Origin of the sequence: Lysobacter sp. FW306-1B-D06B (genome assembly GCF_038446665.1) — a bacterium.
In the GTDB taxonomy this organism is placed as follows: domain Bacteria; phylum Pseudomonadota; class Gammaproteobacteria; order Xanthomonadales; family Xanthomonadaceae; genus Lysobacter_J.
This window is the reverse complement of sequence record NZ_CP151802.1, coordinates 2277927-2294476: the sequence shown is the minus strand read 5'-3', so window position 1 is coordinate 2294476 and position 16550 is coordinate 2277927. Positions and strand designations below refer to the sequence as shown.

At 68.1% G+C, this 16550-nt stretch carries 14 protein-coding genes; 10 read left to right on the top strand and 4 right to left on the bottom strand.

Annotated features, from left to right (window positions below; genetic code table 11):
* Positions 1–248 precede the first annotated feature (248 nt).
* The 10 genes from pstC to AAFF32_RS10550 all read left to right on the top strand — a co-directional run bounded on the left by pstC (position 249) and on the right by AAFF32_RS10550 (position 9360).
* Positions 249–1220, top strand: coding sequence for a phosphate ABC transporter permease subunit PstC (gene pstC, locus AAFF32_RS10595; protein ID WP_216958707.1), 972 nt, complete (start codon positions 249–251; stop codon positions 1218–1220).
* Position 1221: 1 nt separating this feature from the next.
* Positions 1222–2112, top strand: coding sequence for a phosphate ABC transporter permease PstA (gene pstA, locus AAFF32_RS10590; protein ID WP_216958709.1), 891 nt, complete (start codon positions 1222–1224; stop codon positions 2110–2112).
* 34 nt (positions 2113–2146) lie between these two features.
* Positions 2147–2956 carry a phosphate ABC transporter ATP-binding protein PstB gene (gene pstB, locus AAFF32_RS10585; protein WP_254200161.1) on the top strand — a complete coding sequence of 270 codons (810 nt, stop codon included), beginning with the start codon at positions 2147–2149 and terminating at the stop codon, positions 2954–2956.
* A 162-nt stretch (positions 2957–3118) separates the two neighbouring features.
* A complete protein-coding gene (gene phoU / locus AAFF32_RS10580) occupies positions 3119–3829 on the top strand; it encodes a phosphate signaling complex protein PhoU (RefSeq protein ID WP_216958716.1) in 711 nt (236 codons plus the stop codon).
* A 675-nt stretch (positions 3830–4504) separates the two neighbouring features.
* Positions 4505–4870, top strand: coding sequence for a hypothetical protein (locus tag AAFF32_RS10575; protein ID WP_342315172.1), 366 nt, complete (start codon positions 4505–4507; stop codon positions 4868–4870).
* Positions 4871–4888: 18 nt separating this feature from the next.
* Complete coding sequence (locus AAFF32_RS10570; RefSeq protein ID WP_216958721.1) at positions 4889–5767, top strand: DUF692 domain-containing protein; 879 nt, start codon at positions 4889–4891, stop codon at positions 5765–5767.
* A complete protein-coding gene (locus AAFF32_RS10565) occupies positions 5754–6545 on the top strand; it encodes a putative DNA-binding domain-containing protein (protein WP_342315171.1) in 792 nt (263 codons plus the stop codon). Before AAFF32_RS10570 ends, AAFF32_RS10565 begins: the two co-directional genes overlap by 14 nt.
* Before the next feature lie 236 nt (positions 6546–6781).
* A complete protein-coding gene (gene rnt / locus AAFF32_RS10560; protein ID WP_216958727.1) occupies positions 6782–7429 on the top strand; it encodes a ribonuclease T in 648 nt (215 codons plus the stop codon).
* Positions 7430–7446: 17 nt separating this feature from the next.
* Complete coding sequence (locus AAFF32_RS10555; protein ID WP_216961744.1) at positions 7447–7998, top strand: sugar O-acetyltransferase; 552 nt, start codon at positions 7447–7449, stop codon at positions 7996–7998.
* 312 nt (positions 7999–8310) lie between these two features.
* Positions 8311–9360 (top strand): lipid A deacylase LpxR family protein, encoded by a 1050-nt coding sequence (locus AAFF32_RS10550; RefSeq protein ID WP_342315170.1) that lies wholly within the window; start codon positions 8311–8313, stop codon positions 9358–9360.
* Positions 9361–9530: 170 nt separating this feature from the next.
* Here the strand turns inward: AAFF32_RS10550 and sugE are convergent, their stop codons facing one another.
* The 4 genes from sugE to rnr all read right to left on the bottom strand — a co-directional run bounded on the left by sugE (position 9531) and on the right by rnr (position 16491).
* Entirely contained in the window at positions 9531–9848 is a 318-nt protein-coding gene (gene sugE, locus AAFF32_RS10545; protein ID WP_216958731.1) for a quaternary ammonium compound efflux SMR transporter SugE, read from the bottom strand.
* A gap of 107 nt (positions 9849–9955) precedes the next feature.
* Positions 9956–12874, bottom strand: a complete 2919-nt coding sequence (locus tag AAFF32_RS10540) for a diguanylate cyclase (protein ID WP_342315169.1) — start codon at positions 12872–12874, stop codon at positions 9956–9958.
* A 139-nt stretch (positions 12875–13013) separates the two neighbouring features.
* A complete protein-coding gene (gene rlmB / locus AAFF32_RS10535; protein ID WP_216958735.1) occupies positions 13014–13766 on the bottom strand; it encodes a 23S rRNA (guanosine(2251)-2'-O)-methyltransferase RlmB in 753 nt (250 codons plus the stop codon).
* Between the two features lie 286 nt (positions 13767–14052).
* Complete coding sequence (rnr, locus tag AAFF32_RS10530) at positions 14053–16491, bottom strand: ribonuclease R (protein WP_216958737.1); 2439 nt, start codon at positions 16489–16491, stop codon at positions 14053–14055.
* Between the last annotated feature and the right edge of the window lie 59 nt (positions 16492–16550).

Here is a 16550-nt window from a genome sequence, read left to right as displayed (position 1 = left end):
CCCGCCTTCGCGGGAATGACGGCAAAAGATCAAGCGCAGACACCCGTCACGAAGCAAGCGCAAGCGCATCACGTCCCGCACCACGCAAGACGCACGAAGCACCACGTCATCCCGCGAACGCGGAGAACCATGAACGCACGAACCGGATCGCCCTCCCTCTCTCCCCGCGATACGACCAGTACGTCCATGGCCTCCCGCTTTCGCGGGCATGACGAAAACCTCGGAACAGGCCACAAGAAGCCCACCGGATGAACACCACCACCCTTCCTGCTGCGCAGCTTCCCAAATCGCGCGACCACAAGGACGCGCGCAACGACAAGCTGTTCCGCTATGTCCTCACCGGCACGGTGATCTTCGTGCTGGTCGCGCTCGCCAGCGCGGCGCTGTCGATGCTGTGGGGCGGCCGCCACGTGCTGGCGACCGAAGGCCTGGACTTCTTCATCACCGCGCAGTGGAACCCGGTGGAAGACCAGTACGGCGCGCTCGTGCCGATCTACGGCACCATCGTCACCGCGCTGATCGCCATGCTGATCGCGGTGCCCGTGAGCTTCGGCATCGCCTTCTTCCTCACCGAAGTGGCGCCGCGCTGGGCGCGCGGCCCGATCGGCACGGCGATCGAACTGCTCGCCGGCATTCCCTCGATCATCTACGGCATGTGGGGCCTGTTCGTGCTGGTGCCGGTGATGACCGAATACGTCACGCCGTGGCTCAACGACCACATCGGCAGCCTGCCGGTGATCGGCGCGCTGTTCCAGGGCCCGCCGCTGGGCATCGGCATGCTCACCGCCGGCATCGTGCTGGCGATCATGGTGATCCCGTTCATCTCCTCGGTGATGCGCGAAGTCTTCCTCACCGTGCCCACGCGCCTGAAGGAATCGGCCTATGCGCTGGGCTCCACCAAGTGGGAAGTAAGCTGGGACATCGTGCTGCCGTACACGCGCTCGGCGGTGATCGGCGGCATCTTCCTCGGCCTGGGCCGCGCGCTCGGCGAGACGATGGCGGTGGCCTTCGTGATCGGCAACAGCGTGAACTTCTCCGCGTCCCTGCTCGAGCCGGGCACGACCATCGCCGCGCTCATCGCCAACGACTTCGGCGAGGCGACCGAAACCTACCGCTCCGCGCTGCTGCTGCTGGGCTTCGTGTTGTTCATCGTCACCTTCGTGGTGCTGGCGATCGCACGCCTGATGCTGATGAAGCTGTCGCGCAAGGAGGGCAACTGACATGGCCATCGCCGCGAAAACCGCGCAGGAATTCAAGGTCGCCGACGCGCTGTATCGTCGTCGCAGGATCGTCAACGCCGTCTCCCTGGTGCTTGCCTGCGCCGCCGCGCTGTTCGGCCTGTTCTTCCTGGGCTGGATCCTGTGGACGCTGATTTCCAAGGGCATCGGTGGCGTCAACTGGGCGCTGTTCACCCAGAACACGCCGCCGCCGATGCAGGAAGGCGGCCTGATGAACGCCTTCTTCGGCAGCGCCGTGATGTGCGTGATCGCCATCCTGATCGGCACGCCGCTGGGCATCGCCGCCGGCACGTGGCTGGCCGAGTACGGTCATGCGCGCAAGTTCGGCACGGTGGTGCGCTTCGTCAACGACATCCTGCTGTCGGCGCCGTCGATCGTGCTGGGCCTGTTCGTCTACACGCTGGTGGTGATGCAGACCGGCGGCAACTTCTCCGCGCTGGCCGGCGCGATCTCGCTGGCCTTCATCGTGCTGCCGGTGGTGGTGCGCACCACCGACGAGATGCTGCGCCTGGTGCCCTCGCAAATGCGCGAGGCCGCGCTGTCGCTGGGCGTGCCGCAGTGGAAGGTGATCGTGCAGGTGCTTTATCGCAGCGCTTCGGCGGGCATCGTGACCGGCGTGCTGCTCGCGCTGGCGCGCATCTCCGGCGAAACCGCGCCGCTGCTGTTCACCGCCTTCGGCAACCAGTACTGGAGCGCCAACGTGCTGCAACCGATGGCTTCGGTGCCGGTGGTGATGAACCAGTTCGCCGGCAGTCCCTACGAGTCGTGGCAGGTGCTGGCCTGGGCCGGCGCGCTGGTGCTGACCGTCTTCGTCCTTCTCATCAGCCTGGTGGCCCGCGCCATCGTGCTGCGCAATCGGATCAGCCATGACTGACCTTTCGAACCCGAACCTTGCCCGGACTCCGGCCATGAACGACGCCCGCATCGCCCTCGCCACCCCCGAGCGCGCCGCCGCCGCGGCATCGCCCGTGAAGCTCGCCGCGCGCGGACTGAACTTCTACTACGACAAGTTCCACGCGTTGAAGGACATCCAACTGGAGATCCCGGAAAAGCGCGTGACCGCGCTGATCGGGCCGTCGGGTTGCGGCAAGTCCACGCTGCTGCGCATCTTCAACCGCATCTACGCGCTGTATCCGAAGCTGGAAGCGCGCGGCGAGGTGCTGCTGGACGGCGAGAACATCCTCGATCCGCGCTATCCGATGAACCGGCTGCGCAGCAAGGTCGGCATGGTGTTCCAGAAGCCCGTGCCGTTCCCGATGACGATCTACGAGAACGTCGCCTACGGCATCCGCCACCACGAGAAGCTCTCCAAGTCGGAGATGGACTCGCGCGTCGAACACGCGCTGCGCCAGGGCGCGCTGTGGGACGAGGTGAAGGACAAGCTCGGCCAGAGCGCGCTGGGCCTGTCGGGCGGCCAGCAGCAGCGGTTGTGCATCGCGCGCGCCGTCGCACTGCGCCCGGACGTGCTGCTGCTGGACGAGCCGACCTCCGCGCTGGATCCGATCTCCACCAGCCGCATCGAGCAACTGGTCGAAGAGCTGAAGAAGGACTACACGATCGTCATCGTCACCCACAACATGCAGCAGGCCGCGCGCGTGTCGGACTTCACGGCCTTCATGTACCTGGGCGACCTGATCGAACACGCCGCTACGGAAACGATCTTCTCGAATCCGAGCAAGCAGCAGACCGAGGATTACATCACCGGGCGGTTTGGGTGAGGCAGGCCGCTTGCGCGGGTTAGGCGGGCCGTTTGCGCGGCATCGCCGCGCGGCCCGCCGAACGACCGGCCATGGATGGCCGGGCCGGGCGACCCGAAGCCGAATGAGTTTCGCCATGGATGGCAGAAGTGCCTTTCCAGGCCAAAGACGGACACCACACACATGAGCACCCACATGCACGACCACATCGTCAAGAGCTACGACGACGAGCAGCGCCGCCTGCTCAACGAGACCCTGCGCATGGGTGAAATGGCCGCTTCGCAGCTGGAGTCCGCGCTGGACGTGGTCCAGCGCCGCGACGACAGGGCCGCCGAGCGCATCATCGCCAACGACGAGGCGATCGACGCGCTGGAGCAGGAAGTCAGCCACGACGTCATGAAGCTCGCCCTGCGCGGGCCGATGGCGCGCGACCTGCGCGAGATCCTCGCCGCGATCCGCATCGCCTCCGACATCGAACGCGTGGGCGACTACGCGGCCAATGTCGCCAAGCGCTCGCTCGCGCTGAACCTGTCGCCGCCGCTGCCGCACGTGAGCGGGCTGCACGCGATCGGCACGCTGGCGGTTCAGCAGGTGCGCGACGTTCTGGTGGCCTACCGCGACAACAACGTCGAACTCGCCCAGCGCGTGCGCGCCCGCGACGCCGAACTGGACGTGGCCTACACCGCGCTGTTCCGCGAACTGCTCACCTACATGATGGAGGACGCGCGCAGCATCACGCCGTGCACACACCTGTTGTTCATGGCCAAGAACATCGAGCGCATCGGCGACCACGCCACCAACATCGCCGAGAACGTGTGGTTCCTCGTGCGCGGCGAGGAAGCCCTGCCGCCGCGCGAGAAGCGCGACGAGAGCAGCACGACGGCCGCGCCCTGAGCTGCCGGGAATCGGGAATCGGGAATCGGGATTCGGGATTCGGGATTCGGGATTCGGGATTCGGGAAAGCGTCTCCGAAGCCGTCATCCCGGCGAAGGCCGGGACCCAGGCTCGGAGCGCATGGGCACTCCCTCCAGCGTGAACCACCTCAACGTCATTCCCGCGAAAGCGGGAATCCAGGGACGTTTCACGCTTTCCCCGTTGCCCGTGAGAAGCAACAACAAAATGGATTCCAGCTTCCGCTGGAATGACGTGAAGTATCGGATGGCATGACAGCCTGGATCCCGGCCTTCGCCGGGATGACGGATCTGAAGGGGTCGTGCTGAAGCATGCATCCCGTCAGCGCACAGCGCACCAGGGCACGTCACAGCGCGACAAAGCGCACCGAGCGGCACGGCACGTCAACCGCACGACACGCCCCTGCCCGCGCCAACGCCTGAACTCCACCCTTCCAACGCACGCCCCCCACGACTGATGGCCTATGCGCCAGCGCGCCCGATTGCGCACAGTCGCAGCTTCCCCGCCGCGCGGTGTGGAAAACGCTTACGGTGCATGCTGCGCCGCATCAACACGCACTGTTCACCGCGCGCTAGCCAAGGCCCTGTCATCGTTCCCCGGCCCCTTCCCGGGCCACCTTCCGCGGGTCCACCCGCATCGCACGCAGGAGTCATCACCATGTCCAGCAAGACCAGCAAGACCAGCAAGACCGTCGTTCTCGTCGCCGGCGCCGCCCTGGCCGGTGGTCTCGCCCTGTCCGGATCGGCGTTCGCCATGACCGACCTCGCATCCGGCTACATGCTTAGCGCCGGCGAAGGCGCGAAGGCCGGTGAAGGCAAATGCGGCGTCGAGAAGATGGACACCGACAAGGACGGCAAGGTCTCCCAGGCCGAATTCGGCGCCGCCCACAACGGCGACACCAGCAAGTTCGCCACGCACGATGCGAACAAGGACGGCTTCCTCAGCGCCGACGAACTCAAGGCGAAGAAGGGCGACAAGATGGAAGGCAAGTGCGGCGAAGGAAAGTGCGGCGGCATGGCGTAACGCTCGCACACCGATCGCATGAGTCGCCTGCCTGAAACGGCCGTCGGCCTAGGCCTGCGGCGGGCCCTGCTGGGCCCGCTGCGGGACGCCGCGCCCGGCGCAGATCCAAAACGGGATTTCGATTTCCTCGAATGCGCGCCGGAGAACTGGATCGGCGTCGGCGGAAAACTCGGCGACGCGCTGGACGAACTGAGCGCGCGCCATCCGATCTCGTGCCACGGCCTGTCGCTGTCGCTCGGCGGGTTCGCGCCACTGGACGAAACCTTCCTCGCGCGCGTGCGGCGTTTCCTCGATCGCCACCACGTCGCGCTCTATAGCGAACACCTGAGCTACTGCAGCGACGACGGCCAGCTCTACGACCTGCTGCCGCTGCCGTTCACCGAAGAAGCCGTGCACCACGTCGCCGCGCGCATCCGGCAGACGCAGGACATCGTGGGACGTCGCATCGCGGTGGAGAACGTCTCCTACTACGCGACGATGCCCGTCGCCAGCGGCCAGCACGCGCTCGCGGAAGCGGACTTCATCAATGCGGTGCTCACCGAGGCCGATTGCGACCTGCTGCTGGACGTCAACAACATCTACGTCAATGCGATCAACCATCGCTACGACGCGCATGCTTTCCTGGCGGCGATGCCCGCCGAACGCATCGTCTGCATCCACGTCGCCGGGCATTACGACGAAGCCGACGACCTCAAGGTCGACACCCACGGCGCCCCTGTGAAGGATGCGGTGTGGTCGTTGCTCGGCGAGGCCTACCGGCGTTTCGGTGCGCGCCCCACGCTGCTGGAGCGCGATTTCAACATCCCGCCTTACGCCGAACTGCTCGACGAGTTGGCCACCGTGCGCAGCGTGATGCGTGAACACGCGCCCACTCCGGCCTCGCATGCACGCGCCTGACGCACCGCCGCTGTTGCGCGCGCAGCAGCTCGCCCTCACCCGCCATCTGCGCGACCCGCAGGCCGTGTCGGCGCCGAAGGGCGTGGAGGACCGGCGCCTGGCGATCTACCGCGACCTGGTGTTCAACAACGTCGAAAGCCTGCTGGCCGGCAATTTCCCGGTGATCCGGCAGCTGCTGGGCGACGCCGACTGGCATGCGCTGGTGCGCGGTTTCTTCCGCGACCACCGCGCGCAGACGCCGTTGTTCCCGGAACTGGGGCGCGAGTTCCTGCGCTTCCTGGAAGGGCGCGAGGATCGCGATCCCGCGCTGCCTGCTTTCCTCTACGAGCTGGCGCATTACGAATGGGTCGAGCTGGCGTTGCAGATCAGCGATGCCACGCTGCCGCCGCACGATCCGCTTGGCGACTCCGCAAGCCCGGAGCAAGTTCTGCTCGATGAGGTGCCGGTACTCTCGCCGCTGGCGTGGCCGCTGGCCTACGCGTGGCCCGTGCACCGCATCGGACCGGATCATCGTCCCGACACCCCGCCGCCGGAGCCGACACTGCTGCTGGTTCGACGCGACGCCGACGGCGAAGTGCGGTTCTCGCAACTCAGTCCCCTCGCCTTCCGCCTGCTGCAGCGGCTGGAGCAGATGCCCACGCTGAGCGGACGGGCGCAACTGGAAGCGCTCGCGGTGGAAGCGGCGCAGACGGACATCGACGCCTTCGTCGAACAAGGCGCCGCGCTGCTGGCGCAGATGCAGGGTGCCGGCGTGATTCTGGGGACGCAGCCGCGCTGAGTGCGCGTCGTCTGGCCGCTGGTCATACCGTCATCCCGGCGCAGGCCGGGACCCAGGCTGTCACGCCATCCGGAAAGCAGCCGCCGACTGCTGCGACGTCGCGAGCCTGGGTCCCGGCCTGCGCCGGGATGACGGTATGACCAGCGGTGACACGACCTGTAACGCTTGGCGGCTCGATGTGGCGAATTGCACACGCATCCATCGGGCGAAATTCCACCGTCTGCTACCCTTTCACCATGCCCAACGCCGACGCTCCCACCCCGCCTTCCCGCCTCGCCACACGTTTCCGCGGCTTCCTGCCGGTGGTGGTGGATGTGGAAACCGGCGGTTTCGACTGGAACCGCCACGCGCTGCTGGAAATCGCCGTCGCGCCGATCGACATCGACGAGAACGGCCTGCTGTTCGTCGGCGAGATCACCAGCAGCCATGTCGTGCCGGCGCCCGGCACCGACATCGATCCCAAGTCGCTGGAAATCACCGGCATCGACATCGACCACCCCTTCCGCGATGCGAAGACCGAGCGCGTGGCGCTGGAATCGGTGTTCGCGCCGGTGCGCGCGGCGTTGAAGAAGCACGGCTGCCAGCGCGCGATCCTGGTCGGCCACAACGCGCATTTCGATCTGAACTTCCTCAACGCCGCGGTGACGCGCAGCGGCCACAAGCGCAATCCCTTCCATCCTTTCAGCGTGTTCGACACGGTGACCCTGGCCGGCGTTGCCTACGGGCAGACCGTGCTGGCGCGCGCCGTGCAGGCCGCGGGGCTGGAGTGGAACGGCGAGGAAGCGCATTCGGCCGTGTACGACACCGAGCGCACCGCGCAGCTGTTCTGCCGGATCGTCAACGCGTGGCCTTCGCCGATTCCGGCCGTGGTGGCCACGCCGTGAGCGATACCCAATCGCCGATGCAGCGCATGCTCGCCGGCGAGCTCTATCGCGCCGACGACGCGCAGATCCAGGCCGCACAAGCCGACGCGCGCGAGTGGATGGTGCGCTACAACGCCGCGCTGGGCCTCGCGCCGGCGCAACGGCATGCGCTGTTGGTGGAGCGCCTTGGCGCGGTCGGGGCCGGCAGCGAGATCCGCCCGCCCTTCCATTGCGACTACGGCTTCAACCTGCACCTCGGGCGCGGCGTGTTCCTCAATTTCAACTGCGTGATCCTCGACGTGGTGCGCGTGGAGATCGGCGATGGCACGCAGATCGGTCCGGCCGTGCAGATCTACACGGCCGATCATCCGCGCGATCCGGCGCAGCGCGCGCAGGGCTGGGAGTTCGGCCGCCCCGTACGCATCGGCCGCAACGTGTGGATCGGCGGCGGCGCAATCCTGCTGCCGGGCGTGAGCGTGGGCGATGACGCACTGATCGGCGCGGGCAGCGTGGTCACGCGCGACGTACCCGCGGGCGCGACCGTGGCCGGCAATCCGGCGCGCATCGTGCAGCCACGCACGGGCCCGTAACGGTCACGAGTTCGTCCGCCTTCGGGCATTGATTCGCGGCGGGCAACGCGATGTCGCCGTGACCGGCGCTTCCGTCGGATGAGGCCGTTGCCGACAATCCCCGACCCGAGCGCACGGCGCACGCGCATGCGGACACGGACGCCTGTGCCCGGGCCTTAAAACCGTTTTAAAGAATCGCTGCTGGAATGCTCCGTCGCAGGCGTTGCATCGCCGCCGTGCAGGCGCGATGCGATCCTTTGCGCCCCCACACCGATGCCCCGTCGCGGCCGACCGGCCGTGTCGGGCGTCGACCGTATCCGGAACACACACCCGATGAACCGTCTTGGATGGCTGCTGCCGGCCGTCATTGCCTGCGGCTGGGCCGGCGGCGCCCACGCGCACGGCCGCGAAGAATGCACCAACGGCCGCACGCGCCTGCCGCCCATCGTCAACCTGCGCGTGGACAACGACCTGCTCGGCGGCCAGGACCAGGGCTACAGCAACGGCGTGCAGCTCACGCTGGTCTCGCCGAACCTGCGCGACTACACCGACGATCCCTGCATCCCGCGCCTGGCGCGCTGGGTGAACCGCCATCTCAATGCGCTGCAGCCGGAAACCTTCGAGCAGCAGAACATGATCGCCACGTTCTCGCAGGGCATCTTCACGCCCACCGATTTCACGCGCAGCGACCTCATCGAGGACGACCGCCCCTACGCCGCGGCGCTGCTGGTCGGGCTGGGCTACAACGCGCGCGAAGGCGACCGCCTGCGCACGACGCAGCTGCAGTTCGGCATCGTCGGTCCGGCCGCGCTGGGCAAGGAAGCGCAGGACGCCGTGCACCAGATCACCGACAGCGAGAAGTTCCGCGGCTGGGACAACCAGTTGGAGAACGAGCCTGTGTTCCGCATCGTCCACGAGCGCATGCTGCGCTTCTCCTCCAGCGACGGTGCGCGCGGATGGGGTTGGGACACGATCGCGCATTACGGCGGCAGCTTCGGCAACCTCGCCACCTACGCCAACGCCGGCGCCGAGTTCCGCTTCGGCAAGAACCTGCCCGACGATTTCGGCAGCACGCCGCTGCGCCCGGCCGGCGAGAACACCGCGCCCACGCGCCAGCCGCAGAGCCAGTACACGCCCGGCGCGCACCTGTTCCTGACCATGGACACGCGCTGGGTGCTGTGGGACATCACGCTGGACGGCAACACCTTTCGCGACAGCCACAGCGTGGACAAACGCCACGCCGTGGCCAACGTGGGCTACGGCGTGGCGGTGATGCTCAACCGATGGAAGCTGGCGCTGGCGCGCTACCACGGCACGCGCGAGTTCGACGGCCAGCGCGAGACGCCGGTATTTGGCAGTTTCACGATCAGTCGGGCGTTCTAGACGACTCGCTCAACGAGACGCGTACTGAGTCCCTCTCCCCTTGCGGGAGAGGGACAGGCTCGCGAAGCGAGCCAGGGAGAGGGGTTGGGCCATTGAAGGCACGCGCTGCGCGCGCCCCCTCTTCCGCCCCTTCGGGGCACCTTCTCCCGCAAGGGGAGAAGGGAAAAACTTCACGGCGAGGCCAGCTTCAACCCGATCAGCCCCGCGATGATCAACCCAACGCTGACCATGCGCAGCGCGTTCACCGGCTCGTGGAACAGCACGATGCCCAGGATCACGGTGCCGACGGCGCCAACGCCGACCCAGATCGCGTACGCGGTGCCCACCGGCAGCGACTTCATGGCGATGCCGAGCAGCCCCAGGCTGATCGCCATGGCGGCCACCGTGCCGACCGTGGGCCAGAGCCTGGTGAAACCGTCGGTGTACTTCAGGCCGATCGCCCAACCCACTTCGAACAGGCCGGCGAGAACGAGGATGATCCAGGGCATGGGAACGTCTCCAGTCGTGTGGGGCCGTCCCCGGGCGAGATGGAGAGGCGGGGCCGTCCCCGCTTCCTGAGCGCGGCGATTATTCCACACGCGCGTAAAGGCAACCTCTACAGACGCTGACCCGGCGGATTCTCGTCCACGCAGATCACGTTGCGGCCCTGCTTCTTGGCGCGGTACATCGCAGCGTCCGCGCGTTCGAGCAGGCGCGCGGGCGTGTCGTCGGTGCGGCACTCCGCGATGCCGACGCTGAAGGTGACGTGCAGGCCCGGCACGCCCACCCATTCGCCGTGCTCGCGGAACGTCTCCTGCATCCGCTCGCAGATCGAGAGGGCATCGTCCATCGTCGTGTCCGGCAGCAGCAGCGCGAACTCCTCGCCACCCAGGCGCGCGAGCAGGTCGGCGGTGCGGCTGCCGGCGGCCAGCACCCTCGCCGCTTCGCGCAGCACCGCGTCGCCGACGGCGTGCGAGTGCGTGTCGTTGATGCGCTTGAAGTGGTCCAGGTCGACCAGCGCCAGGCACAGCGGATGGCCGGCGCGCTGCGCCACCGCCATGTCGCGCTTGAGCACCTCGTCGAAGCGCCGGCGATTGGGCAGGCCGGTGAGCACGTCCTCGCGCGCCTGTCGCTCGTAGGCGACGGCCTGCTCGCGCACGCGTTCGAGCAACTCGGCGCGCTCGCGGTCCACGGCGATCAACCGTTCGGCCTGCGCCTGCAGGTCACGCGTGCGCTCGTTGACCAGCCGCGCCAGGCGCAGGTTCTTGGTGCGGTAGCGGTGCAGCAGGTAGCGATAGAACACCCAGAGCGTGATCAGCAGCACCAGGGCCAGCGCGGCGCGCAGCTCATGGCGCTGCCACCACAGCGGCTCCACGGTGAAGGCCCAGCTGGCGGTCTGCGTGGTCCACGGCCCGCCCGGATGCGCCGCGGCGACCTCCAGCACGTAGTCGCCTGGCGGCAGGCCGATGAATTCGACGTTGCGCTGGCGGTCGCGTTCGATCCACCGCGGATCCAGGCCCAGCAGACGCGTGCGATACACGATGCGATCCGACGTCAGGTAGCTGAGCCCCACGTACGACACGCTGATGCGCTTGCCGCCCGGCAATGCGACGCCGGTGGTGAAAGGGATATCGCGACCGTCCAGCTGGACGCGTTCGATCACCGTCGGCGGCGGTTTGCGATCCAGGTAACGCTGCATGCGCGCCGGATCCACCGCGGCGACGCCGGCCGACGTCGCCAGCCAGAGGCTGCCGTCGCGACGCAGGATCGCCGAAGGCGCGGAACTGCCGTTGGCCTGCGCACTGGGCATGCCGTCGGTTTCGGTAAAGCGCTCGCTCGGCAACGCGATCGTGCGGCCGTCGGCAGTCGCGTCGAGCGCCTCCAACCGGATGCGCAACACGCCGCGATTGCTCGTCACCCACGCATTGCCCACGCGATCGGGCACGAGCTGGAACACGGCGTCCACCGGAAGTCCCTGCTCCAGACCGACGCGCGCGAGTGCGCCGTCGCGGTAGCGATACAGGCCGCGATCGGTGGAGATCCACACGTCCTTGCCCACCGCCTGGAAACCGAACACCGAACGCGCACCGCCCATCCCGTTCACGTCCAGGCGGCGGACGCGTCCATCGCGCATCACATGCGCGCCTTCGACCGAGCCGATCCACAGCGCGCCGTCGATACTCGCCAGCGCGGTGATCAGGCCCTGCGGCAATCCCGGCGCCGATGGCGCATGCGCGCCCTGCCCGTCCAGCGTCACCAGGCCACGCCGCGTGCCGGCCCAGACGGTTCCGTCGCGGTCCACCACGATCGCGCGGACATGGCCGCTGGGCATGCCTTCGTCCTGCGAATAACGCTGTGCCGGCCGGCCGTCGCGCAGGCGGAACACGCCGTCGGCGAAGGTGCCCACCCACAGTTCGCCGGTGGAATCCTGGGCGATGCTCAGCACCGACAGGGCATCGCCGCTTTCGCTCCGCACGTCGATGGCGCGGATGCGGCCGTCGGCGCCGACGTGGTCGAGCCCGCCGCCCCCGCCGACCCAGAGCGTGCCGTCGCGGTCTTCGAGCACCGCGCGGACGTAGTCGCCGGAAATGCCGTCCTTGCGCGTGAGCGCGCTGAACAACGTTTCGCGCAGGCGGAACAGCCCGCCGTTCGCGCCGACCCAGACGCTGCCTTCAGCGTCCTCCAACAAGCTGGCGATGCGGCCGTTGGGAAGCGTGTCGCCGGCCGGCAGTCGCTCGATGCCGTACGCGCCGATGCGAAGCAACCCGTGGTTCTCGGTGCCGAGCCAGAGATCGCCGTTGCGATCGCGCAGCATCGCGGTGAAGTGGCCGACGCCTGGCACATCGCGGAAGGCCACGGCCTCGCCCTTGACGATGCGATAGATGCGTTCGTCGGCCGCGAGCCACAGCGAGCCGTCCGCCGCGCGATACGGCCAGACCAGGCCCGCCGGCAGGTTCCAGCGTGGCGGCGCGCGATGCCAGCGGCCATCGGGCTCGCGGATCGCCAGGCCATCCATCGTGCCGACCCAGATGCGGTCGTCGCCGTCGATGGCCATGCGCGGGAAACTTGCCGGCAGCGGAATCCCGGGCGGCGGCGCGACGTAGGTGAAGCGATCGTCCGGGTCGAGCCGGCCCAGCCCGTGGTTCTCGAACAGCAGCCACAGGCGCCCGTGGCTGTCCATCGCCATGTCGTGGATGAGCGCCTGCGGCCAGTCGGCGCTGCGGTCCCAGAATCGCCACTGGCCGTCGGGCTGCTGCCGGCCCAGGTTGCCGCGCGAATCGCTGAGCCACAGGCGGCCGGCGGGATCGACATAGAGTGAGCCCACGCCGTTGTCGCGCAAGCCCGGCGTGGTGCCGCGCGCGATTACGGTGAAGTCGATGCCGTTGTAGCGCGCCGCGCCTTCCCAGGTGGCGAACCACAGGTGGCCTTCGGGCGTCTGGGCGATGTCGCGCAAGGAGTTGTGCGGCAGGCCGTTGCGCGAACTCCACGCGTCGATGACGTAGTCGTGCAGCGGCGGCGGGCCGGAGACGGCCATCGCCACCGCCGGGAGCCAGCACGCGAACGCGGCAAGCCATCGCGCCCAAGCGCGATGCTTTCCCCGAATCTGCGTTGCCCCCATCCGCGATCCCGATCCGTCTTCAGACGCAGGCGTTATCGGCCCCGTGTGCCCACACTCAAGCCCTCTGGCGCACCGCTTCGAACAGCGTCACGCCGGCGGCCACGGAGACGTTCAGGCTTTCCACGCCCGCACCACCGGCGCCGGGCATGGGGATGCGCACGAGCTGATCGCAGTTCTCGCGCGTGAGGCGACGCAGGCCATCGGCCTCGCCGCCCAGGACCAGGCCGACATTGCCCTTCAGGTCCAGCGCGTACAGCGAGGTGTCCGCCTCGCCCGCCAGGCCGTACAGCCACACGCCGAGCTTCTGCAGGTCGCGCATGGTGCGCGAGAGGTTGGTCACCGGAATGACGGCGACGCTGTCGGCGGCGCCGGCGGAGGTCTTGCGCACGGTCGCGTTGACCTGCACCGACTTGTCCTTGGGAATGATCACCGCCGTCACGCCCGCCGCCGCCGCGCTGCGCAGGCAGGCGCCGAGGTTGTGCGGGTCCTGCACGCCGTCCAGGACCAGCAGCAGCGCGCGGCCTTCGGCCGCTTCGATCAGGCCTTCCAGCTCGTTCTCGTTCCAGGTCTTGGCCGCGGCATAACGCGCGACCACGCCCTGGTGGCGCAGGTTGCCCACGACACCATCGAGCGCCTGCGTGGCGACGCGGCGCACGTCGATGTCCAGACGGCGCGCGTTGGTCTCGATTTCGGTGATGCGCGGATTCTTCGCGCCGGCCTCGATCAGCACCTCGCGCACATGCTCGGCGTCGTGTTCGAGGGCCGCCGACACGGCGTTGATGCCGGCGATCCATTGTTTCTGGCTCATCGTGTTTCCAGTTGCGTTGGGCGGGTGGGCGCCAAGAAAGTGGGTATCGTCCGGCGCGCGCGGGCGCAGGTCCAGTGATTTTTGGGGCTGCGTCGGTGGAAACGGCTTGCGAATGCGTCCGAAGCTCGTGGTCCCGCGGGAACCCCTGCCCAGGCTGTCATCCCCGCGAAGGCGGGGATCCAACTGTCCGTGCCGGTCCGCTCTCCGGAAGGCGTGGAGCCTGTCGCAGCTGGATCCCCGCCGGCGCGGGGATGACAGCTGAAAAGCATGGCCTATCCGCCGGATCTCAGTACTTCTGCTTCACCCGCTTCGCCGGCTGCCCGCGCGGGGGAAGCGACTTCACGCCACGCTCCTCGACCAGGCGGAAATCGATCTTCCGCTCCTCCACGCTGGCCTTCATCACCACGATGCGGACGCGGTCGCCGAGGCGGAACTCGCGCCCGGAACGCTCGCCGGCCAGGGTCTTTCGGATCGGATCGAAGTGGTAGTAGTCGTGCGGAAGCTGGGTCACGTGCACCAGGCCGTTGACCTTGGACTCGTCCAGTTCGACGAACAGGCCGAAGCTGGTCACGCCGCTGATCACGCCCTCGAACTCGCCGCCGACGTGCTGCTCCATCCACGCGGCGCGGTAGCGCTCGTCGACCTCGCGCTCGGCCTCGTCAGCGCGGCGCTCGCGTTCGGAGCATTGCAGCGTCAGCGCGGCCATCTCGCTGGGCGAGTAGCGGTACTTCTCCGGCCGACCGCCGGTGAGCGCGTACTTGATCGCGCGGTGCACCAGCAGATCGGGATAGCGGCGGATCGGCGAGGTGAAGTGCGTGTACGCCTCCAGCGCCAGGCCGAAGTGGCCGACGTTGTCCGGCGCGTACACCGCCAGCGACTGGCTGCGCAACAGCACCGATTCGATCAGCGCCGCATCGGGACGCTCGCGGATCTTCTTCAGCAGCGCGGTGAAATCGCGCGGTTCCACGCGACCCCACGGCGGCATGCGCAGCTTGAATTCCTTGAGGAACTCCTGCAGGTCGGCGTACTTCTGCTCCGGCGGACGCTCGTGGATGCGGAACGGCGACGGCACGTGGCTGGCGAGCAGGTACTTCGCCGCCTCCACGTTCGCCGCGATCATGCATTCCTCGATCAGCTTGTGCGCGTCGTTGCGCTGGAGCATGCCGGCCTGCACGACCTCGCCCTTCGGGCCAAGCACGAAGCGCACTTCGCTGGACTCGAATTCGATCGCGCCGCGGCGCTCGCGCGCCTTCGACAGGATCTGGTAGAGCTGGTGCAGGCGCTCGACGTTGGGCAGCAGCGAATCGATCTGCGCGACAGCCTCGGCCTTGGCGTCTTCCGGCACGTCGCCGACCGCGTTCCACACCTGCGTATAGGTGAGGCGCGCGTGCGAGTTCATCACCGCCTCGAAGAACTTCGACTGGGTGACTTCGCCTTCGCGGTCGATCTGCATGTCGCAGACGAAGCACAGGCGATCCACCTTCGGATTGAGCGAGCAGATGCCGTTGGACAGCGTCTCCGGCAGCATCGGCACGACGAAGCCGGGGAAGTAGACGGACGTGGCGCGCTTCTGCGCTTCATCGTCCAGCGGCGTTCCGGGGCGGACGTAATGAGAGACGTCGGCGATGGCGACAACCAGGCGGAAGCCGTTCTTGTTCGGCTCGCAGTACACCGCGTCGTCGAAGTCCTTCGCGTCCTCGCCGTCGATGGTGACCAGCGGCAGTTTGCGCAGGTCCACGCGCTGCGCGGCGACCTCTTCCGACACGGTCAGCGGCACGTCGGAGGCTTCGTCCAGCACCGCTTGCGGGAATTCATGCGGAATCTCGTGGCCGTGGATCGCCGCCTGCACCGCGAGCGACGCGGTCAGCCGGTCGCCCAGCACCGCCAGCACGCGGCCGATCGGCGTGCGCTGCGGGCCGTGCTCGTCCGGCGACTCGATCAGTTCCACCACCACCAACTGGCCGTTCTGCGCGCCCAGGCGCTGGTCGGTCGGCACTTGCACGTTGCGTTGGATGCGGCGGTCGTCGGGCACGACGTAGCTGATGCCGGCTTCCAGGCAGAAGCGGCCGATCAGGCGGTTGAGGCGGCGTTCGAGCACGCGCAGGATCGCGCCCTCGCGGCGCCCGCGCCGGTCCACGCCGGTGACGCGCGCAAGCACTCGATCGCCGTGCATCGCCTTGCGCATTTCCATAGGCGGCAGGAACAGGTCGTCGCCGCCGGCTTCCAGGCGCAGGAAGCCGAAGCCGTCGGGATTGGCGATCACCACGCCCGGCAGCAGGTCGAGCTGCTGCGCCGGCAGGAATTCGCCGAGGCGGTTCCGCAGGATCTGGCCGTCGCGCACCATCGCGCCCAGGCGCTTGCCGAGCGCGTCGAAACGGTCGGGTTCGGTCAGGCCCAGGCGCTGCGCCAGGTCATCGGCCGACATCGGGCCGTCGGCCTGCGCGAGCAGTTGCAGGATGACTTCGCGGCTGGCGATGGGCTGCTCGTAACGTGCGGCCTCGCGCTCGGCGTGGGGGTCATGGAACGTGGAGCCGCGAGCGGGGCCGCGTCCGGCGCGCTGCGGGGCCGGCGGCGGTTCGGGCATCCAACCGGGGCGCTTGGCGGCGGGCTTGCCCTTGCCGGGCGCGCCGCCGGATGTTCCGGGGCGGGCCGCCTGTTTCGGGGCGTTCTTGCGCGATGCGGACTTGGCGCCTGATTTCCCGCGGCTCGGGGTCTTCTTGCTCATTCAGGGATGGTCGCACATCGGCATGAATACGGTGTCGCGGGGAGGTGTCGCGGATTGAA

Excerpts from the sequence above, each read along its gene's own strand:
- pstA (WP_216958709.1), top strand. The coding sequence starts at position 1,222 with ATGGCCATCGCCGCGAAAACCGCGCAGGAATTCAAGGTCGCCGACGCG.
- rlmB (WP_216958735.1), bottom strand. The coding sequence starts at position 13,766 with ATGAGCCAGAAACAATGGATCGCCGGCATCAACGCCGTGTCGGCGGCC.
- phoU (WP_216958716.1), top strand. The coding sequence starts at position 3,119 with ATGAGCACCCACATGCACGACCACATCGTCAAGAGCTACGACGACGAG.
- AAFF32_RS10575 (WP_342315172.1), top strand. The coding sequence starts at position 4,505 with ATGTCCAGCAAGACCAGCAAGACCAGCAAGACCGTCGTTCTCGTCGCC.
- AAFF32_RS10555 (WP_216961744.1), top strand. The coding sequence starts at position 7,447 with ATGCAGCGCATGCTCGCCGGCGAGCTCTATCGCGCCGACGACGCGCAG.
- rnr (WP_216958737.1), bottom strand. The coding sequence starts at position 16,491 with ATGAGCAAGAAGACCCCGAGCCGCGGGAAATCAGGCGCCAAGTCCGCA.
- pstB (WP_254200161.1), top strand. The coding sequence starts at position 2,147 with ATGAACGACGCCCGCATCGCCCTCGCCACCCCCGAGCGCGCCGCCGCC.
- AAFF32_RS10550 (WP_342315170.1), top strand. The coding sequence starts at position 8,311 with ATGAACCGTCTTGGATGGCTGCTGCCGGCCGTCATTGCCTGCGGCTGG.
- sugE (WP_216958731.1), bottom strand. The coding sequence starts at position 9,848 with ATGCCCTGGATCATCCTCGTTCTCGCCGGCCTGTTCGAAGTGGGTTGG.
- AAFF32_RS10565 (WP_342315171.1), top strand. The coding sequence starts at position 5,754 with ATGCACGCGCCTGACGCACCGCCGCTGTTGCGCGCGCAGCAGCTCGCC.
- rnt (WP_216958727.1), top strand. The coding sequence starts at position 6,782 with ATGCCCAACGCCGACGCTCCCACCCCGCCTTCCCGCCTCGCCACACGT.
- AAFF32_RS10570 (WP_216958721.1), top strand. The coding sequence starts at position 4,889 with ATGAGTCGCCTGCCTGAAACGGCCGTCGGCCTAGGCCTGCGGCGGGCC.
- AAFF32_RS10540 (WP_342315169.1), bottom strand. The coding sequence starts at position 12,874 with ATGGCCGTCTCCGGCCCGCCGCCGCTGCACGACTACGTCATCGACGCG.
- pstC (WP_216958707.1), top strand. The coding sequence starts at position 249 with ATGAACACCACCACCCTTCCTGCTGCGCAGCTTCCCAAATCGCGCGAC.